Raw genomic sequence first — 26,849 nt, forward strand, 5'->3', positions numbered from 1 at the left:
GTTAGAGGGTCTCTAGGTCGGCCAGCACGGTGTCGGCATGGGTTTCGGCTTTAACCTTGAGATAAATTTTCTCCAGGTTGCCGTCGGGGCCAATGATAAAGGTGCTGCGGGTGATACCCATATATTCTTTGCCCATGAACTTTTTCAGGCCATAAACGCCGTAGCGGCTGGCCACCTCGCCGCCTTCATCGACCAGCAGCGGAAAGGGCAGACTAAACTTGTCGATAAATTTGGTGTGCGACTTGGCGTCGTCGGTGCTCACCCCCAGCACCACGGCATCTTTGCCCTGGTAGTCGGCGTAGCGATCGCGAAACCCGCAGGCCTCTTTGGTGCAGCCAGGGGTGTTGTCGCGGGGGTAGAAGTACAGCACCACCCGCTGGCCCTTGAGATCGGCCAGGCTGTAGGTTTTGCCGGTGGCATCGGGGAGGCTAAAGTCGGGGGCGGGGTCGCCAACGGAGAGGGTCATAGTGGTAGTTAATAAACGTTACACGCCATCGCCCATTGTATAGCTCTAGCCAATCTGACTGAGACAGTCGCCACGGGAACGTCCAAACGTTTGAACCTTTTATGGGCTGCTCAAGATCCTCAAATCAGCACTCAAATCAGCATAACTACGGCGGCATAGCGCCGATTCCCCAGAAAAGCTACTCCGCCCGCCGATGCACGTGAAACACCGAGGACTGATCGGTGGGCAGCAGCAGTACGTCGCTGATGTTGACGTGGGCCGGGCGGGTGACCGCAAAGACAATCACATCGGCGACGTCGTCACCCGTCAGCGGGGTCATGCCCTGGTAAACCCCCTTGGCGCGATCGCTGTCGCCGCCAAAGCGCACCAGGCTAAACTCGGTTTCGACCAGGCCGGGGTCAATGTTGGTCACCCGCACCGGGGTGCCGAGCAGGTCAAGTTTGAGCCCCTCAGAGAGCGACCGAACCGCCGCCTTGCTGGCACAGTAAACGCTGCCGCCGGGGTAGGTCTGCCGCCCTGCGATCGACCCCACATTCACCACGTGGCCGTGGCCCCGCGCCACCATGCCCGGCACCACCGCTCGGGTCACGTAGAGCAGCCCCTTGACGTTGGTGTCGATCATGGTTTCCCAATCGTCCAGGGGCGCTTCGTACTGCTTGTCCAGCCCCCGGCTGAGGCCCGCATTGTTGATGAGAATGGCGATCGCTTGCCACTCTTCCGGCAGGCCCGCGATCGCCTCGCTGACGGCCTCTGGCTGGCGTACGTCCAGCTCTACCGTGAGCACATCGGTGCCGTGCTGCCGCTGAAGCTCGGTGGCCAGCGCCTGCAAGGGCTCCAAGCGGCGGGCCGCTAAAATCAACCTCGCCTCAGTGGTTGCCAATTGACGGGCACAGGCGGCCCCAATACCACTGCTGGCACCTGTAATCAAGACGATCTGGTCGGCAAGAGATACGGTCATAGGGGGTAAAACTGTGAATAGCTCAGTGGAGTCTAGCGAGAAACCCAAGGGCAAGAAACCGGGTTTCTGGGCAGTATCGAGCAAAAAACGGTTTCTAACCCTGTGCAATAGCTCTGACCTAAGGCGTTTTCTCCGGTTCAGGATTCTTCACGCTGGCCTCTATTTCGTCTAGGGTTTGCAGCACCAGCCGCTTGGCCTGTAGCTCCCAGCCCCACTTCTGCACCTGAAAAGCGACGTAAAACCCAATTCCGGTGGCAATTAAATCCAGCGGCTGCCGTCCCGAAATGCCCAGCAGCAGCCCCAGCCCGCCAATGCCCCAGAAGGGCAGCGCCACCGTCTGGCGATTTTCTTCAACGAGCTTAGCCAGAAAGTTTTTGGGCATGCTGGCTGCCACTTCCTCCCGCACCGCCTGCTGCTGCGGGTAGGGCACCGCAAAGCTAAACTTGCGGCGCAGTTTCTCAATTTTGCGGGCGTCGGTGCTGTACTCCGTCAGCTCGTCTTCTGCCATGCGAATGAGCTGCTCAGCTTGGGTCATAGGATAATGGTCCGAAATGAGATCGCGGGGAAACAGTTCCTGACTGATTATCTCACTGTAATGGCCTTCTCTGGCCTAAAGCCCTGCTTTATCAAGCTCTTCCTTGAGGGCACGCAGGATTTTGTGGCGATCGCGCAATTGTCGCCATTGGCTAGGTTTTAGCTCTATCAGTGGTGTCACGGCTTGCCTATGGCTCAGAAATAGGGCCACAAACCAGAGCAATTTGGCTACGGTTGCCGCAGCACAGGTTTTCTTTTTAGCTGAGATTAGCTCAGGCGAAAGGTTTTGGGGGTCATGCCGGTGAGCTGGCGAAACTTGCGCCCGAGGTGGCTGTGGCTGTTAAACCCGCAGGCGAGGGCAATGGTGGTGATGGGTTGATCAGTTTGTTTGAGCAGTCGTTTGGCCCGCTCGATCCGCTGCTGGAGCAGGTACTGGTAGGGGGAAACGCCCAGGGATTGTTTGAACAGACGGCTGAAATGAAACGGGCTGATATCCACCAGCTCGGCCAGCGTGGCCAGGGTGATTTCGGTGGCCAGGTGGGCATCGAGGTAGTCTAAAACCTGCCGCAGCTGGCGCGGGGGCAGGCCGCCTGGGTAGGTGGGCAGGGGCGATCGCGCCGTGGCGTGCTGCCGCAGTAGATGCACCGCCAGCACGTTGGCCAGCGAGTCTACGTAGAGCCGACTGCCCGCAGCGGCCTGGCGGAGTTCGGCCTGAAGCATACGGGCGATCGCCTCAATCTGAGGGTCGCGGGTTTGAAACGCCTGCATTAGCTCAACGCGATCTTCGTTTTGCCCCAGGGTTTCTGCGGCCACCTGGCGCAGAAACGCGTCTTGCAGCCGAATTTGCACCATCTCAACTACCCCCTCCGACTGGGTTACCAGCGTTGTATTGACCGGGGTGATCAGCAGATCGCCCCGGTTGTAAAACCCCGTATAGCTGCGGCTGGCCTGCCGATGGGAGATCCACAGGGGACGCGGCGAGAGAAACAGGCCCAGGGTATGCTCGGTGGTGTAGACCCACGGTTCCTCATCGTCCTCGACGGCACAGGTCTGACGGCAGTCAAGCAAGCCCAGCGGCCCCCACTGCTGCGTCACCAGCCATTTTGAGTCCGCCGCCCCCTTGGTGGGCAAAAACTGGCCCTGGGTCATCGCAAAACCTCATCGCATTCAGCTCAATTGCAGCTTCAGCCGCTGGCCGGGAGCAGCCTTCTGCGCCCAAGTCTCGTCCAGTCTATCCTCAGTGCCGCAACTCAGTGCCGCAACTGAGGGCAAGAATGTGCCATTTTGCGCAGCAATTAGATAGCGGCCCCCCCGGGCGGCGAGACTACATTGGGACTGAACGCGATCGCTCAATGGGGCGATCGCCTGATGTCAGGGCGTTACCGCGCCCGTGTGAGGGATGAACCGATGATGAAAGCCTTTGTGCTGAGCCAGTACGGAGCGGCCAACAATCTGGAGCTGAAAGCGATCGCCAAGCCCGTACCCCGAGCGGGCGAGGTTTTAGTCAAAGTCTATGCGACTGCGATCAACGACTGGGACTGGTGCCTGCTCAGGGGGTCGCCCGCCGTCATCCGCCTGTTCTACGGTCTGTGGCGGCCTCGAATCACCATTTTGGGGGCAGAGATTGCCGGACGGGTCGAAGCCGTCGGTGAAAATGCAGCCCAGTTTCAGCCCGGCGATGCCGTCTACGGCGACATTTCTGACGGTGGCGGCGGGTTTGCCGAGTACGTCTGCGTTCCCGAAACGGCCCTGACGCGCAAGCCCGAGCCCATGAGCTTTGCCCAGGCCGCCGCCCTGCCCCACGCAGCAGCCCTGGCCCTGCAGGGGTTGCGCGACCAGGGCCAGCTGCGGCCCCAGCAAAAAGTGTTGATTAACGGCGCGGGCGGCGGGGTGGGCACCCTGGCGGTACAAATAGCGCGGGCCGCAGGGGTGACGGAGATTACCGGGGTGGATGACGGCAGCAAGGCTGAGCTGATGCGATCGCTGGGCTTTACCCACACCATCGACTACACCCAGACCGACTTTACGGCAGGCCCCCAGCGCTACGACCTGATTTTAGATACCAAAACCAACCATTTTCCGCTCCGCTACCTGCGGGTGCTCAACCCTGGCGGCACCTACGTGACGGTGGGCGGGGCGACCCCCAACCTGCTGCAAACGCTGCTGCTTGGTCCCTTCGTTCGGCGATTGACTCAGAAGGATTTGCGGCTGGTGGTGCTCAAGCCCAACCAGGACATGGCGGCGGTAAACCGCCTGTTTGAGGCCCACCAGCTGACGCCGCAGATCGACGGCCCCTATTCGTTCAGCCAGATTCCGGCCCTGATTCAGTACTTTGGGGCGGGCGAGCATCAAGGCAAAATCGTCGTCAAGTGGGCGGGCGATAGCAATCCTTAAACGCCTGTCAACACCGTAGTTTCAAAATTTGCAACCTTTCTGTGAATTAATCGCAAATTGATTAGCTTAATTGCTAAGCAGACGGCGACCACGCTGTACTTATTCGCCGTCGGTACTCGTTCTAAACCTTAAAAAAAGAGTGTCTGTATGGACTCCAGACAGCGGGCTTTAATCGCCGGGTGTGCCGGTTTGGTTTGGCTCATGCCAGTTACAACTGTTGTGCCGAATCAGCCCAGCGGGGCGATCGCCCAGGCCCAGTCCGACCCGTTCGCGGCGGCGACTCGCCTGTACCAGGAGGGCGATCGCCTCTACCAGGAGGGCAGTGAGGCGTCGCTGCGGCGGGCCATTGAGCTGTGGTTGCAGGTGGTGCCGCTGTGGCAGCAGGCCGGTGCCCAGCGAGAACTGGCGCTTACCTTCAACAATCTTGGCCTGGCCTACGACGCCCTGGGCGATCGCACCGCCGCCCTCAATGCCTATCAGCAGGCGCTGCCGCTGATTCAAGCCCTGGGCGATCAGCAGGGTGAAGCGGCGATTCTCACCAATGTGGGCAATATCTACAATGCGCTGGGCGATCGCAGCGCGGCTCTCGACTATTACCAACAGGCGCTGCCCCTGAGTCGAGCGATCGGCGATCGCCGGGGTGAAGCCTCGATTTTGACGAATATGGGGAGTGTTTACGACGCGTTGGGCGATCGCGAAACTGCTCTGGACTACTACCAGCAGGCCCTACCCTTGCGGCGAGCCGTTGGCGACCAGGCGGGTGAAGCCGCTACTTTGAACAATATTGGCAATGTCTACAGCGCCCTGAGCGATCACCAGGCGGCCCTCGACTACTATCAGCAGGCTCTGACCCTGAGACAGGCGATCGGCGATCGCCGGGGTGAAGCGGATGTCCTCAGCAATATGGGCTACCTCTACGATACCCTGGGCGATCGCGAAACGGCTTTAGGCTATTATCAACAGGCCCTGCCCCTGAGTCGAGCTGTGGGCGACCGGCAGGGTGAAGCTGTCACCCTCACCAAGATCGGCCTGGTCTACGATGCCCTGGGCGATCGCACCACCGCTCTCGATTACTACCAGCAGGCCCTGCCGCTCAGTCGGGCGGTTGGGGATAGGCAGGCTGAAGCAGTAATTCTCATCAATCTGGGCTCGCTTTACAATGCCCTGGGCGAACGCGACACCGCACTGGACTATTACCAGCAGGCCCTGCCGCTCAATCGGGCTGTGGGCGACCGGCAGTCTGAAGCCACGACGCTCAACAATATGGGCACACTTTACGATGCCCTGGGCGAACGCGAAACCGCCTTAGAACACTACCAGCAGGCCCTGGCGCTCAATCGGGCCGTGGGCAGCAGACGCGGAGAAGCGACCACCCTAAACAATATGGGTGCCGTCTACAGTGACCTCGGCGAATACGAAACGGCCCTCGACTATTGCCAACAGGCCCTGTCACTGCGGCGGGCCGTGGGCGATCGCGAAGGGGAAGCGGTGACCCTCGACAATATTGGTGGAATTTACAATGTTACCGGCGATTACGCCACCGCCCTGGATTATTACCAGCAGGCGTTGCCCCTGCGTCGAGCCGTGGGCGATCGCCAGGGCGAGGCCACAACCCTCAACAACATCGGCGTGATTTATCAACTCCAAGGCGATCGCGCCACCGCCTTGGAGTATTACCAGCAGGCGCTACCCCTGCGTCGAGCCGTGGGCGATCGCCAGGGCGAGGCCACGACCCTCAACAACATCGGGACCAGTTATCAGGCCCTCGGCGATCGCGCCACCGCCCTCGATTCCTATCAGCAAGCGCTGCCGCTGAGACGAGCCGTAGGCGACCGATCGGGGGAAGCCGACACCCTGTACAACCTGGCATTGCTATATCGTGAGCAGAACCAGCTAGAAGACGCCCTCACAACTCTCAACGATGCCATTGTTCTAATCGAAGACCTGCGCCTCGCCATCAGCCCCGGTGACCTGCGCTCCAGCTACTTTGCCACCGTTCAAGACTACTACCAGCTCAAGACCGACCTGCTGATGCAGCTGGGTCGGCCTGAAGCCGCCTTTGAAACCAGCGAAGCCTCGCGGGCGCGATTACTCATCGAGCTGCTCAGCGAAGCCAACGTCGATATTCGCCAGGGCGTGAACCCCGCGCTGCTGGCCCAGGAACAAGCTCTTAAAACCGAGCTGCAAACCATCGAAAGCCGTCGCATTGCCCTGCGCAGCGGCGATTACACCCAGGCCGAGGCCGAGGCCATCGACCGCGAGAGCGAAGCCGTTCTGCAACGGCTCGAAACCACGCTGACCGAGATTCGCCGGGTCAGCCCCGCCTATGCCGACACCGTACAGCCCCGCCCCCTCACCCTGGCCCAAATTCAGCAGCAGATACTGGATGATGACACGGTGCTGGTGCAGTACGCCCTGGGCGCAAACCAGAGCTACCTGTATCTGGTGGGCAAGACCCAGTTTCAGAGCGTGGTGCTCCCCGCAGAAGCCGACATCACCGCTGCCGCCCAGGCCTTTCGCAACGCGGTGGCCAAGCCCGGTGCTGTCTCCTTCATTAAGCGCCCGGCCCAGGCGCTGACGGCGATGATTTTGCCCGAGCTACCGGCCTGGGCGGAGGGCAAGCGCCTGCTGATTGCCGGAGACGGCGTGCTCGCGGAGGTTCCCTTTGCGGCCCTGGCGGTGCCCGGCAGCCCCGAGTACGTTCCCCTGGTGGTGGAGCATGAGATTCTCTCACAGCCGTCGATCTCAGCCGTTGCCGTCCTCAGGCAGCAGCTGGGCGGCCGGGGGGAACTGCCCCTGTCGGTGGCGGTGCTGGCCGACCCGGTCTACCAGCCCAACGACCAGCGCCTGAAGCAGGAAAATAGCGACCTGCCCAGCGCTGCCCAGCGCAACCTGCGGGATATGGACCTACAGGCGATTCAGCCCCTACCCTTTACCCGCACCGAGGCCGACAGCATTCTGGCCCTAGCCCAGGCGCGCCAGGTCCCGGCCCTGGCGGCCTTCGACTTTGACGCCAACTACGACTGGGTGACCGACCCCAAACTCAACCAGTACAGCGTGGTGCACCTGGCCACCCACGGCTTTATCAACCCGGTGAATCCGCAGCTCTCGGGCCTCGTGCTGTCGCTGGTGGATGAGCAGGGGCAATTGCGCGACGACGGCTTTTTGCGGCTGCACGACATCTTTAACCTGCGGCTGGCGGCGGAGCTGGTGGTGCTGAGCGCCTGCCAGACCGGGCGCGGCGAAGTGGTCAGCGGCGAGGGCATCATCGGCCTGTCGCGGGGATTTATGTATGCCGGTGCGGAACGGGTCGCTGTGTCGTTGTGGAATGTCAATGACGAGGCCACAGCGGCACTGATGGGCGGGCTGTATCGCTACCTGCTAGAGGAGGGGCAAACGCCAGCGGCGGCGCTGCGGGCGGCCCAGCTTGACCAGTGGCAGGTGGGCCAAAGCCCCTACTACTGGGCGGCCTTTACGCTTCAGGGTGAGTGGCGCTAGCGGCTGGTATCCATTTCTGATACTGGCCCGATGCGCCCAAACGCAAAAGACACAATGCAAACGTATCTACCTACTTATTCCTTTTCAATTACTCAAAAAGGTTGCTAAACATGCTGAAACGATGGATTCGTCATCCCTTTGGAATTTTGTTACTGGTAACGCTATTGACCACGCTGGGGCTGCATCGGCCTGCTCCCGCGCAGGTAGATCAGACGGTGCCTGGCGCAGCCGCTGCGATCGCGCTCCCCTTCAACGCCGACACCGACGGCACCACCCTGCTGCCCGCCGATCTCTCCCAGAGCGATGCCCCCTACGACGACAGCCGCGTGGTGATTGGCGCAGATGACCGTCTGCCCGTTCTAACCCGCGAGTTTCCCTGGGTGGCGATGGGCCGCCTGGAGTGGCAAATTCAGGGCGAGGCTCTGTCCACCTGCACCGCCACCCTGATTGGCCCTAGCGCCATTTTGACCAACTCCCACTGTCTGATTCTGCCGCTGCCAGATGGCTCTGGCGACCTGGTCAACACCTTTATCGAACCCGGCGACTACCGGGGGCTGATCGCCGACAATGCCGATCTGGGGCTCAAGCTGGTCTTCAAGCCCAGCCTGATCGAAGGCATCGCCCTAGACGAGTCTGAAATTGTCAGCTACGAAGCTGGCTGGTCGACCAACTACATGCTCGACAAAGACGACTGGGCGGTGCTGCGGCTCGCCGCCGACCTGGGCAACTACTACGGCTACATGGGCTGGCGCAACCTCGATTTTGACAGCCCCGATGTCTTGGAGGCCAGCTTCGAGCGCATCAACCTGCTGGGCTACTCAGGCGACTTTCCCACCGAGAATCTGCGGGAGTTTGGCCTGCCGAGTGAAACCGCAGGGGTAGACCAGGCCTGCAGTGTTCTGGGCATCTGGCACACCGACGACGAACTCAACGATACCCTGGTCCACGACTGCGACACCAACCCAGGGGCATCGGGCGGCCCGATCTTCGCCCTGTTCGACGATAACAACTACTACCTGGTAGGTCTCCACGCCCGCAGCACGCCGCTGGGTTACAGAGTGAACCTGCCCAACGGTGTGGAAACCGACGTGGTCAATGGCGGGGTCAAGGTATCTCGCTGGGAGGCCGCTGCCTACCGAGGCCGCTAATCGGCCAGCCGCTGCCGAAGTAAGGAACGTCATGCGATCGCCTCCACCCTGCTTTTCTGGCCTGGGTCGGGGCGATCGCTGGCGGCATAGAGTACTCACCCCAAACAGGTTGAACACAACCATGCTGCAAAAAATGTCTGGCTATGGAATCTGCACGATGGTCGCTGGGCTGGTCGGTGGTTGCGGTGCGATCGCCACGCTGGCCTGTACCCAGGTGCCCCCATCTGTACCGCCATCCCAGAGCGCCCCAGAGAGCACCCCAGAGAGCACCCCAGAGAGTGCCTCAGCATCTGCTGCAACGCTCGGAGAAACGTCCCTGCCAGGGATATCGGAACGCGAACTCTCTCTCGGTGGAATTTTCCCTGGCGATGACGAAGCAACGGTAATTGGCAAACTGGGACAGCCAAATAATATTGCTGAAGATTTTGGCGATCGCACCTTTGAATACACCGACTTTACCGTTGTCTTCTACGCCGGGCGGGTGCTCGAAGTTGTCAGCGCCAATTCGTCCTACTGCACCCCCAGCGGCATCTGCCCCACGATGGCCTTTGAGCGCGCCCGCGCCCGGTACGGCACCCCCACCGTAACCGAGCGAGAAGACGGCCAGTACATGGAGTATTACCCACCTGAGCCCGGCACCTGCTGGCTAAAAATCGCCGTTGATGATGACCATAATATCGACGTCATGACCGTCGAATGCCAGCTTTGATCAAGCGTCCCTCTGCCTCGCTGATTCGCCTGAGTCGACTGCGTTTTTTAATCTGGGGCTGCTGGATACCGGATTGAATCAAACATTCAGTGCCTCTCGTAGGGGCATTGCAGTGCAATGCCCCTACAAATCGGATTTAAACCGATAGATTTGGCGTCAAATCGGCAATACTCTTCCTTTTATTCCTTTATTCCTCACTGAACCCGTAAATACTATGAAATTTGATCTCTTTGGCCGACGCTTCAGTACGCTGCTGCTGCCCACGGCGATCGCGATCGCCGCCTATGGCTGTGGTAACTCGGCCACTGCTGAGAGCCCAACCAGTCCGCCAGCAAGCTCCGCAGCGACCAGTGACGCCACCCCGGCAGAAGCCGCCGAATCGCCTGCTCAGCCCGAATCCAACGGCAATCCGGCTCCAGAGCAAGCGACCGTGCGCCCACGCATTACCGAGGGCTACTACGCCATGGGCGGCACTGGTCAGGGGCTGGAGGTGCGCGGCAATCAATACCGCTACTACGACGAAGGTGGTGAGCAAGAATGGCGGCCCATCCGCGAACTGACCGCCATCAACCCTGGCCATTTGTTTGACGGGGAAAACTACTGGTGCCACAGCGACAGTGTCCCTGAGGGCGGCGGCCTCTGCACAGCCAACGGCTGGCAGGCCTACAGCAGCATTGGCAAGATTTCGTCCGCCGAGCTTTCTCTGGGTGGCGTTGAGGCCGGGGCTGCGGAAGCCGAGGTGATTGGTCAGCTGGGCGAACCCGATCAATTCGAGCAAGTTAGCCCCTTTTCGACCAAATTGACCTACCGGGGCCTGTCGGTGAGCTTCTTTGAAGATGCTGCTGCGACCATTCGCAGCGTCAGCCCCAATTACTGCACGCCGTCGGGGCTGTGTCCGGGCGCTACCGTTGCTGAGGCCGAGCGCCTCTACGGGGCACCGCTGGTAGAGCCCCGCTCCGATGCCGACTACTGGCAGTACACCAACACGGACGCCGCCTGCACGATGGAGCTGGAGGTGACGAATGAGACGGTGGGGGCGATCGCCATACTCTGCCAGATATAGGGCCAAATATAGGGTGGAGGGGGCATAACACACTGCAATGCCCCCACTGCTACGCCCCCGACATCAAACCCGTCCTAATCACTAGACGGTTCTGATATCACCTGATTGCCGAGTTGAACCCGCAGCTCGGGTTGAGAGACCAACGCCAGCTTGTGTAGTAACCCGAGCTATAGGTAGAAAAGCCATAGCCCATATCGTACGGGTAATGCCCCTTGGGGACTTGCTCCGGTGACACCGCATCGTAGGTTGGTCGGTAAGGATTTTCAGAGCGATCGGAGAGGCGTTCTGACCAGTCCACCGCTTGAAAAAAGACCAGCATTTGTTCTGGGCTGGGCGGTTGGTTTTTGGCGGGTAAAAGTTTCAGGTCTGCTAAGCGTTCGGCCTGCGCGGTGAGGCCAAAGTGCCCTTGGGAATAGTCCATCCACAGACTGTCGATCGCGGTCAGCAGATAACAGGGAATCAGTTGGTGGCGATCGGTGTCGCCAAATTCGGCCCACTGGGCCTGACGATAGTGATCGAACACAATCCGCGTGATCTTGTCGGCGGCAATCCACCGCTGCTGCGCCAGGGCTTGCTCTAGCTCGATCAGGCGCTGAGGCAGACCGGCACCGCCCCAGTCGGCAGTTTCGCCCCAGCGCTCGGCAGCGGCTTTGAGGCGGCAGCGGTCGGTGTGCGGGGTGCGATCGCACTCTGTATAATAATCCTCTCGCAGCAGCGTGACGATTGCCGGTGCCTGACAGGTCTGTAGCCGCTGGCTGAGGGTGGCAACACCGCCCCAAACCGCCCCGCTAACTCCGTTGCCGGTAGTCGCAGGCAGGTGACCCGCCGGGGCCTCGGTAGAAAAAGTCAGCGCCTCATAACTGCGCCACTGGGGAGCCGCCGATTCGCGCCAGCCCACCTGTGCCCCAAAGGCTACCGCCACCGCTGGCGCATAGTCTCCGCGTTGTCCGCCTACGGCCTGCCAGATCTGTTGCTGGCGACTCCAGCCAAACTGCCCCTGGCTGTGCACTGTCCACAGTCGATCAATTGCTAACAGGGTAGAGCAGTCCAGCGCCGCCACATCCGCTTCGGTGAGCCAGCCTGCGCGATCGCGATCGCTCACCTCCAGCAATACCTGTAGGGTGGTGGCATCCGCTGCTGGCCAATTTTGCGCCCGCAGCTGTGCTTCTAGCTGCTGGTAGGCAGCCTTCTCGACTGGGGAAAACTGACAGGCGGACAGCCCACCGCTCAGCAGTAGCCCCAGGCCAATTAATGGAATCCGGTGGATCATCATTCTGCGCTACCCAGATCTGAATCTATTGAGGAGCCCAAATTTGAACGGTGTCCCCTTCCGTGACGAGCCAGCGGTTGTCGGGGCTAAACTGCGCCCTGTGGACCCCTGGCAAGACGGTCAGCCGTTCGCCGCTGTCGGTACGGCGAATATCGACGGCAGACTCTAGCGAAGCCAGCATTAGCGGCACCGCAAAGGTCTGACCGTTAGGGCTGAAGGCCATTGGCCGTGGCAGGGCAACGGCTTCGTTGGTGTCGATGGGCTCAAAACGGTTGCCTGTGGCCACGGAGATGGTGCGATCGCGCTGGTAGGTCTGCAAATTCCAGTACACCACCGACTGCTGATGGTCGCGCACCAGCAGGGTTTGACCCTCCTGGGTAAAGGCCAGCGCCTGGGGGGGATTTGGCATTCGCAGGGTAATCACCCGCGCCCCGGTACCCGCACTCCACAGCTTGACGCTTTGGTCGGTGTCGAGGGTGGCCAAATAGCGGCTGTCGGGGCTAAAGGCCATGCTGTTGGCCAGAGCCGAGGCGTCGTAGACAATATTGGTTGGCGCCGTGATTTGAGTCGTCACCTTGATCAGCCGACCGTCGGTGCTCCACAGCTGGATGGTGCGATCGGTAGACACCGCCAGCTGTCTACCGTCGGGGCTGAGCAGCAGCGATCGCACCGGGCTGGGGTTGGCTTCCCCTGCCGACAGCTCCAGCGTTTGATAAAGCTGGCCATTGGGCGACCAGACTTTGACCGTGCCGTCTGCGCCGCCGCTGTAGATAGACGTGCCACCGCGGTCAAGGGCGATCGCGTTCACCCTGCCCTGGTTGGCGTACCACCGCTGCATGAGCGTGCCCCGGCCCGTCTCCCAGCTCGCCAGTTCACCGCTGTCTAACCCGGCCCACAGGGTTTGACTGTTGGGGCTAAAGGCCAGCGTCTCGGCCCGCAGTCTAGCCGGTTGCAGCAGGGTAACGCGGCGGGTGCCCGTCGTCAGGTTCCACAGCGCCAGAGCAGCGTGGTAATCGGCAACCTCTGTGGAACTGCTCACGGCCAGCAGCTGATTGTCGGGGCTAATCGCCGCCGTCACGGGCGATACATCACCCCCCCTCAGCGCAACCGTCTGGTACAGCGCCGCCAGATCAAGGCTGAACCGCACCTGGGGCGATCGCCAGGAGGTATCAGCCGGTGGATTCATCGCCCGCTCTACGGTCGAAAACAAGCTGGGAATATAGCCATAGAAGTGGCCATAGCGCAGGGCCATGGCATCAATCGTGCAGCTGCCGCAGTGCTGATCGGGGGGCGGCACCGCGACAGACTGCACCACCGCATCTGAAACCCCCGCCCAGGGCAGGTGCCCCTCGGGGGCCTGCAAGGAGTAGGTCAGCTCCGACTCGTTGCGCCAGTCGCTGCTGATAAAGTCTTCCTCCTGGCGGGGGGCGGCGATTTTCCAGCCGACGCGATCGCGAAAGGCATTCACCGCCGCATCGCGATCGCTGGGATGGGCCGCCACCGCCGCCTGCCACAGCCGCAGCTGCACGCTGAGGCCAAAGCGCCCGTCACTGGCCGTCAGCCACGCCTGGTCGATGGCCCGAATCAGCTCTGGGGTCAGCACCGGAATCTCTGCATCAGGCTGAATCAGCACTGAATCAGGAGCCAGCAGTCGCCGGGTCTCGCGATCCGCCGCCGCCCAGTTCTGCGCCTGGAGCAGCTGCTGTAGGGTCGCCGTGGCCGTGTCTACGGACAGCTTGGCATTGCCCAGAGAGATCTTGGCGGGCGAGGGTTGAGCTTCAACCCGGTGGGAAACGGGGGCGCGATCGCCGATCGCCTGTGCCAATACTGGCAGCGGAGAAACCGCACCGATCGCCAACAGCAGACTGGCCGCAGCCTGAAGCGAAAACGAGAACCGAGTCTGGGATGGGGGCAATAAACCCATAAAAACCTGACCGATGACGTTCGGTTAGACGATAAAGAGTGACATGAATGGGCAACAGCTACTAACAACGAAGATGGGGAGTATTCCGGTGGGCAGGGCCACTTTCTAACCCGCCTGACAGCTACCCACCTCCGAGCGCACATACTGCCCCCGGCTCAGGTAGTGCACCACCTGCACCTGCTGGGGCTGCCCGCTGGTGGGCCGCAGGCTGACATAGAGGCCGTTGACCGAAGCGGTAGCGCTATACAGACGATGCCCCCGGTTGGGCTGCCCCCGAAAGCGATCGCCAAAGGGCAGCTGAGAATAGTCGGCATCGGGGGCGATGTGCTCGTAGTCGCTCAGCGCAGCGGCGCTGATTAGGGTTTGCACCCGACCAGCCCCATCGCGCTGCTGCACAGTCAGGCTGAGGCCAGTGCCGATCGGATTTTGGGGCACCGAGCCGTCGGTTACGGCTGGCACGGTGCCGGTCAGCCGGTAGGTCAGGCTCCCCCCCTGATTCAGGGGCGTGGTGGCCTGACAGGTGATGCGATCAGGATTGGCCTGGGCCGTTGCAGGTAATAGGACGGAAGCCAGGGCGACCAATAGAGCCAGGCTCAGTCGCTTCGGCGCGACTCGCTTAGCCATAGCAGCAGTAAACACAAACCATTCCCCCAGAATGAGTAGTGATACAAAATCCGATTTAGTTAACCCCGATTCACAATCAGGAACCTCGTAGGGACGTAGCATGCTACGCCCCTACCAATCGGGGCCAACCGAACAGGATTCGGTATGAAGTGTAGGGCTGAGCCATCCAACGGTTACCTTGTGCAGATGCTACAGCGACCGAGAACAGGTGCCCTGAGCGGTATGGCGATAACCGCTTACAGCCACCGATCAGTAGTCAAACACAACCCACCCAAGGTCCCTCAGGCCGTTACACAATTTGATACCGCCTGGGCACCCTGGGCGTTTCATCAATTCTGGCCAAAAACCCTTTAATCTCAGCAGTGCCACGCCCGACCCAACAAAACAGGCTAAGGGCTGTACCCGTTGATTCTGGTGCCTTCAAAGGCTAATTGATCACAGCCCTGGTTTTGTGGTGCCGCCTCACTGATCTTTACCCAGAGCCCCCGGCGCACCTGCCAGGGTTCTCTTAGGCGAACAGGTAATGATCATAATCACCAGCGTGAGAATGTACGGCGCGGCGTTGAACAGGTAATAGTACGAGTCGATGCCCACCGACTGAAACGCTGGCCCCAGCGCCTGGGCACCGCCAAACAGCAGCGAGGCCCACAGGCACTGCCAGGGCTGCCAGCGGGCAAAAATCACCAGCGCCACCGCCATCAACCCCTGACCGCTGGAGATGCGCTCGGTCCACACGCCGGGGTAGAACAGCGACAGACTGGCCCCGCCAATGCCCGCCAAAAAGCTGCCCGCCACAATGCTGGCCATCCGCACCCAAAAAATTGAAATGCCCATGGCCAAGGCCGCATCGGGGCTGTCACCCACCGCCCGCACGTAAAGCCCCCAGCGAGTCGACTTAAAGAACCAGCTCATCAGGGGCACGATCGCGACCCCCAGCAAAAACAGCGGGCTAATCTGCAGTGCCGACTGCACCTGGGGCAGACTGCTCCAGCTCCCCGCTGGCAGCGTCGGCAGCTGAGGGGCCTGGGGCTGAATGAAAGGCTTGCCAAAGAAATTGGCCAGGCCGCCGCCAAAGATGATCATGGCGATGCCCACCGCCACATCGTTGACCCTGGGCTGCTGCGACAGCCAGCCGTGGATAGCCCCCAGCACCATGCCTGCCACCCCCGCCGCCAGCACCCCCAGCCAGGGAGCCAGGGCAGGGCCAACGATGCCCGAGCTGAGATAAGAAATGGCGTAGGCGCTCATGGCCCCAAACAGCAGAGTGCCCTCCAGGCCGAGGTTAATTTTGCCGCTTTTCTCCGTCAGGCATTCGCCCAGGCTGACCAGCAAAAAGGGGACGCTGCCCCGTAGGGTACCGGCCAAAATGCCCAGGGGCACGCCCCACCAGCCCAGCGCTTCCGTCGCCATCCTGTCTCCTTATCTCGCTACTCCAAGGCCAAACGCCTATCCCAAAACACTGATTTTATGCTGGTGGGCGGTGCCCACCCTACAGGACTCCGGGAAGCCGCTCCGCGTCTACCACCCATCCATCCACTCATCCACTCATCCACTCACTCCCCCATCAGGCCACAACCGCTCCCTCACTCTCGACCACGCGCTCCTGAAACACCCCAAAGCGACCGTAGAGCGATTCGCTATAGAGCACGCAGAGAAAGACGATGCCCTGGAACACCAGTACCGTGGCATCGGGCAGATTGTGCGATCGCTGCAAAATGCCCCCCGCCGCCAAAATGCCGCCCAGCAGCACCGACACCAGCACCGTAGCCAGGGGGTTGTGGCGGGCCACAAAGGCCACCAAAATGCCCGCGTAGCCGTAGTTCGACACGATCGATTCGTTCAGCCGCTTTTGCACGGCGGCCACCTCGACCATGCCCGCCAGCCCGGCGCAAGAGCCCGCCAGAAAGCACACCGCCAGCGTCAGCTTGCCCACCGGCAGCCCGGCAATGCGGGCGGCCCGCACGTTGCCCCCGGCGGTGCGGGCGGCAAAGCCAAAGGTGGTGCGCTGAATCAGCACGTAGGCCAGCACCGAGGCCACCAGGCCGTAGATCAGCCCCCAGTGCACCCGAGTGGCGGGCAGGGTGCCCAGCCAGGCAGCGGGGGCAATCTCAAAGCTGGAGGGCTTGCTGACAAAGGCCGGATCGCGCATAGGCCCCTGCACCAGGTGGTTCAGGAGGGCGATCGCAATGTAGTTCAGCAGCAGGCTGCTAATCGTCTCGTTGACCCCCCGGTAGTGGCGCAGCGCCCCCGCTGCCATAATCCACAGGCCCCCGGCCACCAGGCTGCCCAGCGCCATCGCCAGCAGCACCAGACTACCGGGCAGAGAGCCGCCCAGCCCCAGCCCGACGCTCACCGCCGCCAGGCCACCCACTACCAGCGCTCCTTCGTTGCCGATAATGACCAGACCCAGGCGAGCGGGCAGAGCCGTACACAGGGCCGTCAGCATCAGCGGCGAAGCGCGAATCAGGGTGTTTTGCCAGGCGCTCCAGCTGCCAAAGGCGGCCCGATAGATCGAGCCATACACCGCCAGCGGGTTGGCTCCCGCCAGAGCACAAAACACCCCAAAAATCACCAGGGACGCCAGCACTGCCCCTACGGGTAGAACTACCGATTCTAGCCCTGCCCGCAGGGGGCGCTGCGTAAATCGCCGCCAGATTGCCGTCAACTGCATCGCTACTGCCTAGCTAATGGACCCGATTACGCCCTCAACAAAATAGTCCATTTTCTCTAGCTCGACGTTGTCGGTCTTTAGCTCCTCGCTGGCGGGGATAATTTCTGTGCCAGTATTGGTCTTCAGCGGCCCCTGATAGATCACCAACTCTCCGGCCTTAATGGCGGCCAGCGCCTGATCGCCAGCGGCCTTGGCCTCATCGCTGACGGCGGGGCCGTAGGGCGACAGTTTGCAGAAGTTATCGGCCAGCCCGCCCCGCAGAATGTGGGGAATACCCCCCGTCATCAGAGTCTTGCCCGCCACAAATTCTTGGCCCAGCTGAGTGTAAATGCTCGACCAGTCCCACTCGGCCCCGGTCAGGTAGCCTTTGGGAGCCAGGGCACTCTGGTTGGCGTGGTAGCCCGAGGTCATCACCCCGCGCCGCTCGGCGGTTTCGATCACCACCTTGGGGCTGTCAACGTGGCAGGTAATCACCTCAATACCCTGGTCGGCCATGCTGTTGGTGGCCTCGGCCTCTTTCACCGGTTCTGCCCATTCGCCGGTAAAGATCACCTGGGTAGTGGCGGCGGGGTTGACTGAGCGGGCTCCCAGGGTAAAGCTGTTGACGTTGCGCAGCAGCTGCGGGATGGGTTTGGCCGCCACAAAGCCCAGCTTGCCTGAGGGGCTCATTTGCGCGGCTACTACCCCGGCCACGTACTGGGCCTCGTCAATGTAGCCAAAGTAGCTGCCGACATTTTTGGGGTGTACGCCTTCCTGGTAGAGGCCCCCGGCATGGAAAAACTGCACCTCGGGAAATTCTTCGGCCAGGGCCAAAATGTGGGGGTCAAAATAGCCAAAGGAGGTGGGAAACAGCACCTTGGCTCCGTCGATTTCGATCATGCTGCGCATGGTCTCGGCCACGGCGGTGGTTTCGGGCACGCTGGCCTCTTCGACCAGGCGAATGCCGGGCACGTTGGCGGCCATGGCTGCGGCCCCCTCAGCGTGGGCCTGGTTGTAGCCAAAGTCGTCTTTGGGGCCGACGTAGATAAAGCCCACTACCATTTCTTCTGCCGCGCCGTCAGCCGCCGCGCCGCCCGTGCCCGGCGACTGAGCACAGCCGGTGCCAAACTTAGCGGTGAGCCCAAAGGCAGAGGTGGCCAGCAGCCCCCGCATCACCTGCCGCCGCGATAGGCGAAAAGAACGGTTGCGATCGCTCATTGTGTATAACTCTCAAATTCTTGTAAATACAGTGGCAGAATAGCGTCAGAACGGTCGCCTGGAGCCAGATAAACAGGTCTTCAGATTGGCCCAGCGAGCCCGAGGCTGTCCCTGGTGTTTAGGTTACCCTCTAAGAATTGGCAAAAGGCCCTGAAGTAGTTGTATCAGAAACAACTGTCTGCCGTGTTCTTCGCCACTATCTGCGGGTATAGATTGTCAAACGCAAAGCCCCAGAGCCGCTAAACTCCGGGGCCACGACACCATCAATTTAAGAAAATCTTTGGGTTAGGGTCAGCGGCTAGAGCTAGATGTGCTGCTCCAGCAGTTCGGCGATCGCCCGGTGCTCGACCGGCGGCACCAGCGGAAACTGCTGACGAGTGTCGGTAATTAGCCAGTCGAGGGCGGCGGCCTTCATATCGATCGAGGCTCCGGTTTTGTCGACGCAGTAGCGGCCAAACACCAGCTTGTCGACCAGGCGCACGCCGGGGCCAATTCGCGAATATTCAAAGATCACGCTCTTGTCGACAATCGCGCCGCTGCAAATGGCGCAGTTGTTGCCAATGGCGCTGGGGCCAATAATGGTCGCCCCGTCCTCAATGTGGGTCATGCCGCCGATGTAGACCGGGCCTTCGATGTTGACTTTATCCCAGTTGGCCTTGACGTTCAGCCCGACGTAAACGCCAGGGCGAATCTCTTCGCCAGGAATGTCAACCAGGTTGACCACGCCCGTGAGCACATCCTGAATGGCGCGCCAGTAGTCGGGCACCTTGCCGATATCGACCCACTCAAACTCCATCGGAATGCCGTAGAAGGGGGCGTTGTTGGCCACCAGCTTGGGCAGCAGGTCGCCGCCAATATCAAACGACACCCCCGAGGGAATGTAGTCGAACACCTCCGGCTCAAAAATGTAGATGCCGGTGTTGATCTCGGTGCTAAGCGCCTCTTCTACCGCCGGTTTTTCCTGGAACGATTTCACCCGCCCTTCGCTGTCGGTGACCACTACCCCGTAGCTGGGCACCTGCTTGAGGGGCACGGTTTTGGTAATGATGGTGGCGATCGAGCCTTTTTCGCGGTGGCGGCGCACGGCCTCGGTGAGGTCGAGATCGATCAGGGCGTCGCCGCAGAGCACCACAAAGGTGTCGTCAAAAAAGGGCGAAAAGTCCTGAATTTTGCGCATTCCCCCAGCGGAGCCAATGGCGTCGCCCACCAGCTCGCCATTTTCTTCAATGCGGCCCTCAAAGGAGTAAGCCAGCTCAACCCCAAAACGCTGCCCGTCGCGAAAATAGCCCTCAATTTCGTTGGCCAGGTGGCTCACATTCACCATGATCTGGTCGAAGCCGTGCTGACGCAGCAGTTCGAGCAAAAACTCCATCACCGGCTTCTGCATGATCGGAATCATGGGTTTGGGAATGGTGTAGGTGATGGGCCGAACGCGGGTGCCTTTGCCGGCAGCCAAGATCATGGCTTTCATACAAATAGAATCCTTAATATGTATTGGGGTATAGATCTGCCGCAGAGCAGGTTTTTGGGGCTGTAAACGACCCTCTCGACCTAAAAAAGCCGAAATCAGAGCGGGAGGTTTTCCCTAGCCGGTCTTTAGCCATTGCACTTGGCCATGCTAACAGCGCCCCCAGTCAGGGCATGGCTCAGCTAGCGGGCCTTCAAGGAGTTCTTACACTTTCTTTAAAATAGCCCTCCTCACACTGAAACGGTAGCGATCGCCTGCGCTCCCCAGAGCGCCTAAACCTCAGTCCGGCAGAATAAAGGTCGGTAGTTCGGTGTCTTCAGCCGTCAGAGGGGCGCGGTTGAGGTTTCTGACCCGCAAATCGGCATAGAAGGTGTCCTGGTTGAGTTCTACCTTGGACTGGGCCGAGAGAAATAGCAGTCCCCAAAACACTCCTACCTTCTCGTGTACCTCAGCGGCGTGGGGGGTGTCGAAGTCGTGGGCGTCTTCGAGGTCGGCGGGCTTGAAGTGGGGCCACTGCTGCAGCAACAGCTCAAAGTCGATCCACAGCAGGTCTTCGCCAAACTCATCCCAGTACTGGTCGAGAAAGGCTTCGAGGGCGGCGGCAATTTCGGAGAGGTTTTCCTGGTGGGCCAGCTGGGCGATCGCGCGCACCGCCTGGCGCTGGGGCTGGGGCCTGGCCCGCCGCGCCCGCAGGCGCGGGGTGTGGTCGGCCATGACCGTGGCCATGGTTTCGAGCTGCTGAATTAGCTCTTGCAGGGTGACCTGTCGCCGCTGCGGGGTGGGGGCAACGGCCCGGCGGTGCAGGTGGCGCTCCAGGTTGCGGGGCAGGGGCACCAGCTCGGGCAGCTCCTCCTCCCAGACCTCTTCGGGGTTGGCTTCGGCCTCGGCCTCGGCTTCGGCCCGCACCATGGTGTCGGCCTTGAGCAGCACCAGCATAGAGGCGTAGAGAAAGCCCTGGCCCGACTCGGAGAGGTTGGCCTCGTAGGGGGTGCGGCCCTGGCTGGCCAGGGTTTCGGCCTGGGCCTTGAGCAGCGACAAAAAGCGATCGATGACGTCGATCACCTTGACATCCCACGGGTCGATTTCGCCCTGGTCAGCCAGGTCGATGAGAAACGCGATCGCGGTTTGAGCCAGGGATGACGACATAAATGGTCAAGGGGCAGAGTCGCTGCCGAACCACAAAGATTTTGGAGAAACGGGTTGAGGACCCTAGTCGATGAGCCTTGAGAATTCCAGCCGAGGTTAAAGTCCCAAATTGTTTAAAGCCTGCATGGCTGCATCGATAAACCGTTGTCCCCAAACCGCCGACAGTAACCCAAACATCAGAGCCAGACCGGCTACGGTGCCCATCTGCGTCCAGCTCCAGTCTATGGGTACCCCATAGGACATTAAAATAATGCTCAAAAACGTAGCGATCGCAGCACCGCCCACAAATCGCTGAATTACTCCACTGCCTGAGGATGGATTGGCCTCGATAGACCTGTCGGGGTGGTTAGACGTATCGTTAGAAGCCATACAGGTTTCCTCAAGGTGGCTGGTTATACCATTTCTAGAGAAAACGGTCGGCATAACCAACGATAGGGCCAACCAAAACTCCAGCGCTGGCCCTTATCTTAACGAACTATTACCGAAGGATCCTATCAACCGACAGCCGCCCTATTGGGCAAACGCTTCCTCGCTATCGCTCTCCTCGACTTTGGCGGCGGGCAGCAGCAGGCTCTGTTCCTCAAGCTTGACCTGGTAGCGCTGCACATCCTGCTCTAGCTCCTGAATGCGAATTTCGCGCTGCTGCACCTGCTTGCCAAAGGACATGTAGCCCTGCACCTGAGCCCAGACGCTAAACACCCAGGCAAATACTGCCCCAACGCCCATCGCCATAATCAGCTCTACGCACAGCGGCGCTTCGATATCCATGCCGGGGGCAAGGTGAATAATGACGGGCTCGGTGTTCTCAATGCCGAATAGCACCAGGGCTAGGGCAATTACAAAAATAACGACGAAATTTATCTGCCGCATGGCTCTGGCCTCAAAACGCTTGGTCTAAATTGCTAGGTTAGCCCTAAGTCCAGCTCAGAATCTATGGTTTCCCGCCAGGGGTTGCCCACCGGTCGAAATCGGTAGGGTTCTATGGATGGACTTAGATAAGGTTATTTAACCAGGCAGACTTTAACTTTGGCCAAAGGTTTTTGCGGGTTTAAACACTCGGTAGCGCAGGCCGTAGCCGCCCAGCACCAGCGCGGCGATGCCCAGCGTGCCGAGGGCGATCGCGTTGGGCAGCCAAAATACGGCATCGATGCGGGTCGTTTGGCCGGGTTGAAGCTGCCAGACGGCCCCGGTGGCATCCTGGCTCAGCGGCGGGGTGGCGGTGGCCAGCTGGGCCAGCCCCCAGGGCACCTGCAGGCGAAAGCGCAGATCGGCCCAGGCGGCAGTAGCCGCATCCTCCTCATTGGCAGGCAGATCGCGCAGATCGAGAGCGTAGGTGAGGTGGGTGCGGCTGACGAAAACCCAGCTGGTTTGCTCCAGGTCTAGCTCAAAGGGCACTGGCCCCCAGCCGGGCAGCTGTAGATAGGTGGAGCCAGTTGGGCGGGCAAGATTGTCGCTGACGTCAAGGGCTTCAGCCTGTTTGCCCTCGGGCTGAGCGACCTCGGGTGCCGCCGCGAACAGCTGCTGAAAGCGATCGCCCAGATCGCGGGCGGTGCTAAAGGGTACGGTGAGCGTGACGGTCTGCGGGCTCTGGCTGAGCTGGCCACCGAGGGGGCGCGATCGCTCCTTTAGCTCCTCCAGCCAGGGCTCCAGGGTGGGTTGGGCCAGGGCGGTGGCGCGATCGCTCAGGTCGATGGTCTGCACAATTTGGCCGTGGGTGTGGTGGTCAAAGCGCAGGGTAAGGTCGTAGCGCAGACAGCCGCTGAGCAGCAGCGGTAGCCAGAGCAGCAGCGCCAGACGCCAGACCAGGCGTTTACCAGATCCGATCGACCTGAGGGCCTTTAACCGTTGTATTGCAATGATCTGGGCCAAAATCCTACCCCTGCCTGTTACCGTAGCTTCGACCAAGGCTATACCATTAGAGCGTGAATTCAACGGTAGCCGGTAGCGTTGCATGACTGACCTTTCCCCCGCCCCCACGACGACCGCCTGGCATACGGTTGGCATCGACGCGGCCCTGAGCCAGCTCGACAGCCGTGCCGACACGGGCCTCAGTGCCCAGGCGGTGGTTGAGCGCCGCAGCCAGTACGGCCCCAACGAGCTAGAAGACACCGGCGGTCGCCCGGCCTGGCAAATTCTGCTCGACCAGTTCACCAATATTATGCTGCTGATGCTGATCGCCGTGGCGGTGGTGTCGGGGGTGCTGTCGTTTAGAAATCAAGAGTTTCCCAAGGATGCGATCGCGATTTTTGCGATCGTCATTCTCAACGGCGTGCTGGGCTACCTGCAGGAAAGCCGGGCTGAGAAAGCCCTGGCCGCCCTGAAGCAAATGGCATCGCCTAGCGTGCGGGTGCAGCGCGATGGCCGTTTGCAGGAGGTGCCCTCCCAGGACCTGGTGCCCGGCGATATCATGCTGCTGGAGGCGGGCGATCAGGTGGCCGCCGACGGTCGCCTGCTGGAGGCCGTCAACCTGCAGCTGCGCGAGTCGGCCCTGACCGGCGAAGCCCAGGGCGTCAACAAACAGGCTCACCACACCCTGGCGGCCGAGACCGCTCTGGCCGAGCGCAAAAACCTGGTCTTTCAGGGCACCGAGGTAGTGCAGGGGCGGGGCCGCGTGCTGATTACCAACACCGGCATGAAAACCGAGTTGGGCCGCATTGCCGCCATGCTGCAGGGGGTCGAAACCGAGCCCACTCCGCTACAGCAGCGCATGACTCAGTTGGGCAACGTGCTGGTCACCGGATCGCTGACGCTGGTGGCCATTGTCGTGGTTGGCGGCGTCATCTTTGCGGGCTGGGAGGCCTTTGAGCGCCTGCTGGAGGTAGCCCTGAGTATGGCCGTGGCGGTAGTGCCCGAGGGACTGCCGGCGGTAATTACCGTGACGCTAGCGATCGGCACCCAGCGCATGGTGCGCCGCCACGCCCTGATTCGCCGCCTGCCCGCGGTCGAAACCCTGGGCTCTGTCACCACCATTTGCTCTGACAAAACCGGCACCCTGACTCAAAACAAAATGGTGGTGCAGCAGGTGCGCACCCTGAGCGAGACGCTGCAAATCACTGGCGAGGGCTATGCCCCCGAGGGCGATTTTTTGAGCCAGGGCCAGTCAATTAACCCCCGCCAGAGCCCCGATATCGGGCTACTGCTGCTGGATGGCCTGCTGTGCAACGACTCGGTGCTGCAAAAGGAAGCGGGCGACTGGGCGATCATGGGCGACCCCACCGAGGGGGCGCTGGTGGTGATGGCGGCCAAAAGCGGTTTAGATCGTCACCGCCTGGGCCACGAACTGAGGCGGGAGGTGGAGTTTCCGTTTTCCTCAGAGCGCAAGCGCATGAGCGTGGTGCTCAGCGGTGTCGAGGCGTTGAGGTCTGACCTCACCCCGCCTGGGGACGTGGTTCGGGCTCCCTACCTGATGCTGGCCAAGGGGTCGCCGGAGATGCTGCTGGAGTGCTGCACCAGCCACCTGAGGGGGGCAGAGCGGGTGCCGCTAGACCAGGAGGCGCGATCGCAGATTCTAGCCGACAATGCTGCTATGGCCGCCCAGGGGCTGCGGGTGCTGGGCTTTGCCTACCGTCCCCTGGAGGCAGTACCCGCCGAAGGTGATGCCGATCGGGCCGAGCAAGACCTGGTGTGGCTCGGTTTAGTCGGCATGATCGACGCCCTGCGACCGGAGGTGCGCGTGGCGGTAGAGCGCTGCCGCAGCGCGGGCATTCGCCCGATGATGATTACCGGCGACCACCAGCTCACCGCGATGGCGATCGCCCAGGACCTGGGCATTGCCGACCGCGGGGCTCAATCGCTCAGCGGAGCCGAACTGGAGAAGATGTCTCAGGCCGAGCTGGAAGCAGCAGTGAAGGAAGTCAATATCTACGCCCGGGTATCGCCCGAGCACAAGCTGCGCATTGTCAAAGCCCTGCAAAAAGACCACCAGATCGTGGCTATGACCGGCGACGGCGTCAACGATGCCCCGGCCCTCAAGCAGGCTGAAATTGGCATTGCTATGGGCATTACCGGCACCGACGTCAGCAAAGAGGCCAGCGACATGGTGCTGCTCGACGACAACTTTGCCACTATCGTTGCCGCCACCGAAGAGGGCCGGGTGGTCTACACCAACATTCGCCGCTTTGTGAAGTACATCCTCGGCTCTAACATTGGCGAGCTGCTCACCATTGCCCTGTCGCCGCTGATTTTGCCGATTCTGGATGTGCCCCTGACGCCGTTACAAATTTTGTGGATGAACCTAGTTACCGATGGCTTTCCGGCCCTGGCCCTGGCGGTAGAACCGGCTGAACCCGATGTGATGGAGCGATCGCCCCATGACCCGCAAGAGGGCATTTTTGCGCGCGGGCTGGGGGCCTACATGCTGCGTATCGGTATCGTATTTGCGATAATTTCGGTGACGATGATGGTGTGGGCCTACCACTGGTCGCAGCAGGGCGGCGACCCCGATCGCTGGAAGACGATGGTGTTTACCACTCTCTGTCTGGCCCAGATGGGCCACGCGATCGCCGTGCGCTCCAGCACCCGCCTGACCGTAGAAATGTCGCCCTGGTCAAACCCCTTTGTGCTGGCGGCGGTGATTCTGACCTGCGTGCTCCAGCTAATGCTGATCTACGTCGAGCCGCTGCGCAATTTCTTCGGCACCCACCTGCTCAGCCCCTTTGAACTGCTGATCTGCTTCGGCTTCAGCACTCTGCTATTTGTCTGGGTAGAGTTCGAAAAAATCTACCGCCGCCTTAGAGGTAAAGTGGTGAGAGATTGAGGTCAGTCGGTGGCTGACTCAGCCTGGCCACAGCCAGCGCTACGCTCCGATCGGCTCCTTAATGCTAGGAGCTAGCCTAGGAGGCTGCCTGGTAGGGGTGTATTTGCTCTAAAGCCTCTGCTTCTTCCTGCTGGGCCTGGTAGAGATCCCAACGAAGTTGCAGATTCAGCCAAAAATCCGCAGACATGCTGAAGAACTTTGCTAGCCGCAACGCAAAACCAGGGCTCACTCCCTGTTGGCCGCTAACAACAGCCTCAATTTTTGCGGTGGGGACGTCAATTGATTCGGCCAGGGCTTGCTGGCTCAATCCCATGGGGACTAAGAATTCTTCTAACAGCATTTCCCCTGGATGGGTAGGGGGACGGTGAGTTGGGATTCTCATGGTGCAATTGGTCTTAGTGATAGTCTACGATCTCAACCTCTGCTGCTCCTTGATCCGTCCAGCCGAAGCAGATTCGGTATTGGTCATTAATTCGAATACTGTATTGTCCCGCTCGATCGCCTTTAAGCACCTCTAATCGATTGCCTGGTGGAACTCTCAAGTCATCTAAGCTGACCGCTGCATCAAGCTGGTCAAGTTTTCGGTTGGCTCGGTTCCAGAGTTCCTGAGGACAAACAGTCCGCGCGATCTTAGAACGTTTGCCGTTAAAGACATCCTCAGTTCCTTGATTGCGAAAGGAGTGAATCATCCCTAAAAGAATGGGTTGGCATCAGCATAGCAGTTAGGTATGAGCAGCAACGCTACCTGGGACAGAACAAAAATCACTGTGTGGTCGACTATTGCCAGATATGGCTGTAACCAATCAGGTTAAAACGCCTGCCAGACGAACGTTCAAACGTTTGAACGTTTTCAGGCTTTATGGGTGTCCTAATTCAGGTGACTCTGGCTATAGCTTATACTAAATCCGACTTGGCTACCCCTGAAATGGTGTAGGATTAGGGAATGCCTAGACCCCTCCATCTCGAACCTCATTTTTCAGCCGACGAGCTTAAAGCGCGGTATCGCGCAAGCGGTGACCCGGT

Annotated in this window: 23 protein-coding genes; 6 read left to right on the plus strand and 17 right to left on the minus strand. The window is 60.6% G+C overall.

The window, feature by feature from the left end:
- Position 1 precedes the first annotated feature (1 nt).
- The 4 genes from bcp to ACQ4N7_RS02450 form a co-directional block, all read right to left on the minus strand.
- Positions 2–466 (minus strand): thioredoxin-dependent thiol peroxidase, encoded by a 465-nt coding sequence (bcp, locus tag ACQ4N7_RS02435; RefSeq protein ID WP_430710024.1) that lies wholly within the window; start codon positions 464–466, stop codon positions 2–4.
- A gap of 178 nt (positions 467–644) precedes the next feature.
- Positions 645–1,424, minus strand: coding sequence for an SDR family oxidoreductase (locus ACQ4N7_RS02440; protein WP_430710025.1), 780 nt, complete (start codon positions 1,422–1,424; stop codon positions 645–647).
- Between the two features lie 118 nt (positions 1,425–1,542).
- Entirely contained in the window at positions 1,543–1,959 is a 417-nt protein-coding gene (locus tag ACQ4N7_RS02445) for a hypothetical protein (RefSeq protein WP_430710026.1), read from the minus strand.
- A 266-nt stretch (positions 1,960–2,225) separates the two neighbouring features.
- Positions 2,226–3,107 carry a helix-turn-helix domain-containing protein gene (locus ACQ4N7_RS02450; RefSeq protein ID WP_430710027.1) on the minus strand — a complete coding sequence of 294 codons (882 nt, stop codon included), beginning with the start codon at positions 3,105–3,107 and terminating at the stop codon, positions 2,226–2,228.
- A gap of 180 nt (positions 3,108–3,287) precedes the next feature.
- Between ACQ4N7_RS02450 and ACQ4N7_RS02455 the strand changes: the two genes are divergently transcribed.
- The 5 genes from ACQ4N7_RS02455 to ACQ4N7_RS02475 all read left to right on the plus strand — a co-directional run bounded on the left by ACQ4N7_RS02455 (position 3,288) and on the right by ACQ4N7_RS02475 (position 10,770).
- Positions 3,288–4,352: an NAD(P)-dependent alcohol dehydrogenase gene (locus ACQ4N7_RS02455; RefSeq protein ID WP_430710028.1), complete on the plus strand. Its 1,065-nt coding sequence runs from the start codon at positions 3,288–3,290 to the stop codon at positions 4,350–4,352.
- A gap of 201 nt (positions 4,353–4,553) precedes the next feature.
- Positions 4,554–7,850 (plus strand): CHAT domain-containing tetratricopeptide repeat protein, encoded by a 3,297-nt coding sequence (locus ACQ4N7_RS02460; RefSeq protein ID WP_430710029.1) that lies wholly within the window; start codon positions 4,554–4,556, stop codon positions 7,848–7,850.
- 110 nt (positions 7,851–7,960) lie between these two features.
- Positions 7,961–8,998: a trypsin-like serine peptidase gene (locus ACQ4N7_RS02465; RefSeq protein ID WP_430710030.1), complete on the plus strand. Its 1,038-nt coding sequence runs from the start codon at positions 7,961–7,963 to the stop codon at positions 8,996–8,998.
- Between the two features lie 121 nt (positions 8,999–9,119).
- The gene (locus ACQ4N7_RS02470) at positions 9,120–9,707 is read left to right on the plus strand and encodes a hypothetical protein (RefSeq protein ID WP_430710031.1); all 588 of its coding nucleotides are present in this window, start codon (positions 9,120–9,122) and stop codon (positions 9,705–9,707) included.
- 214 nt (positions 9,708–9,921) lie between these two features.
- Positions 9,922–10,770, plus strand: a complete 849-nt coding sequence (locus ACQ4N7_RS02475) for a hypothetical protein (RefSeq protein WP_430710032.1) — start codon at positions 9,922–9,924, stop codon at positions 10,768–10,770.
- Positions 10,771–10,867: 97 nt separating this feature from the next.
- On the opposite strand, the gene ACQ4N7_RS02480 is transcribed toward ACQ4N7_RS02475, so the two are convergent.
- The 11 genes from ACQ4N7_RS02480 to ACQ4N7_RS02530 form a co-directional block, all read right to left on the minus strand.
- Positions 10,868–12,040 (minus strand): GUN4 domain-containing protein, encoded by a 1,173-nt coding sequence (locus ACQ4N7_RS02480; protein WP_430710033.1) that lies wholly within the window; start codon positions 12,038–12,040, stop codon positions 10,868–10,870.
- Positions 12,041–12,065: 25 nt separating this feature from the next.
- Positions 12,066–13,964 carry a GUN4 domain-containing protein gene (locus ACQ4N7_RS02485; protein ID WP_430710034.1) on the minus strand — a complete coding sequence of 633 codons (1,899 nt, stop codon included), beginning with the start codon at positions 13,962–13,964 and terminating at the stop codon, positions 12,066–12,068.
- A gap of 105 nt (positions 13,965–14,069) precedes the next feature.
- Positions 14,070–14,588, minus strand: coding sequence for a hypothetical protein (locus ACQ4N7_RS02490; protein ID WP_430710035.1), 519 nt, complete (start codon positions 14,586–14,588; stop codon positions 14,070–14,072).
- Positions 14,589–15,050: 462 nt separating this feature from the next.
- A complete protein-coding gene (locus ACQ4N7_RS02495) occupies positions 15,051–15,998 on the minus strand; it encodes an ABC transporter permease (protein WP_430710036.1) in 948 nt (315 codons plus the stop codon).
- Positions 15,999–16,152: 154 nt separating this feature from the next.
- A complete protein-coding gene (locus tag ACQ4N7_RS02500; RefSeq protein ID WP_430710037.1) occupies positions 16,153–17,259 on the minus strand; it encodes an ABC transporter permease in 1,107 nt (368 codons plus the stop codon).
- A 9-nt stretch (positions 17,260–17,268) separates the two neighbouring features.
- Complete coding sequence (locus ACQ4N7_RS02505; protein ID WP_430710038.1) at positions 17,269–18,456, minus strand: BMP family ABC transporter substrate-binding protein; 1,188 nt, start codon at positions 18,454–18,456, stop codon at positions 17,269–17,271.
- A gap of 304 nt (positions 18,457–18,760) precedes the next feature.
- On the minus strand, positions 18,761–19,927 hold the full coding sequence (locus ACQ4N7_RS02510; RefSeq protein ID WP_430710039.1) for a sugar phosphate nucleotidyltransferase: 1,167 nt from the start codon (positions 19,925–19,927) through the stop codon (positions 18,761–18,763).
- A 276-nt stretch (positions 19,928–20,203) separates the two neighbouring features.
- The gene (locus ACQ4N7_RS02515; RefSeq protein WP_430710040.1) at positions 20,204–21,070 is read right to left on the minus strand and encodes a segregation/condensation protein A; all 867 of its coding nucleotides are present in this window, start codon (positions 21,068–21,070) and stop codon (positions 20,204–20,206) included.
- Between the two features lie 96 nt (positions 21,071–21,166).
- Positions 21,167–21,439: a hypothetical protein gene (locus ACQ4N7_RS02520; protein WP_430710041.1), complete on the minus strand. Its 273-nt coding sequence runs from the start codon at positions 21,437–21,439 to the stop codon at positions 21,167–21,169.
- 141 nt (positions 21,440–21,580) lie between these two features.
- On the minus strand, positions 21,581–21,940 hold the full coding sequence (locus tag ACQ4N7_RS02525; RefSeq protein ID WP_430710042.1) for a lipopolysaccharide assembly protein LapA domain-containing protein: 360 nt from the start codon (positions 21,938–21,940) through the stop codon (positions 21,581–21,583).
- Positions 21,941–22,090: 150 nt separating this feature from the next.
- Positions 22,091–22,939, minus strand: a complete 849-nt coding sequence (locus tag ACQ4N7_RS02530) for a DUF3153 domain-containing protein (protein ID WP_430710043.1) — start codon at positions 22,937–22,939, stop codon at positions 22,091–22,093.
- A gap of 82 nt (positions 22,940–23,021) precedes the next feature.
- Between ACQ4N7_RS02530 and ACQ4N7_RS02535 the strand changes: the two genes are divergently transcribed.
- A complete protein-coding gene (locus ACQ4N7_RS02535; protein WP_430710044.1) occupies positions 23,022–25,826 on the plus strand; it encodes a cation-translocating P-type ATPase in 2,805 nt (934 codons plus the stop codon).
- A gap of 76 nt (positions 25,827–25,902) precedes the next feature.
- Here ACQ4N7_RS02535 and ACQ4N7_RS02540 read toward each other — a convergent pair whose 3' ends face one another.
- Positions 25,903–26,208, minus strand: a complete 306-nt coding sequence (locus ACQ4N7_RS02540; RefSeq protein ID WP_430710045.1) for a HigA family addiction module antitoxin — start codon at positions 26,206–26,208, stop codon at positions 25,903–25,905.
- A gap of 13 nt (positions 26,209–26,221) precedes the next feature.
- Entirely contained in the window at positions 26,222–26,515 is a 294-nt protein-coding gene (locus ACQ4N7_RS02545; RefSeq protein ID WP_430710046.1) for a type II toxin-antitoxin system RelE/ParE family toxin, read from the minus strand.
- Positions 26,516–26,849 lie beyond the last annotated feature (334 nt).

The organism is Nodosilinea sp. AN01ver1 (assembly GCF_050565655.1).
GTDB lineage: Bacteria > Cyanobacteriota > Cyanobacteriia > Phormidesmidales > Phormidesmidaceae > Nodosilinea.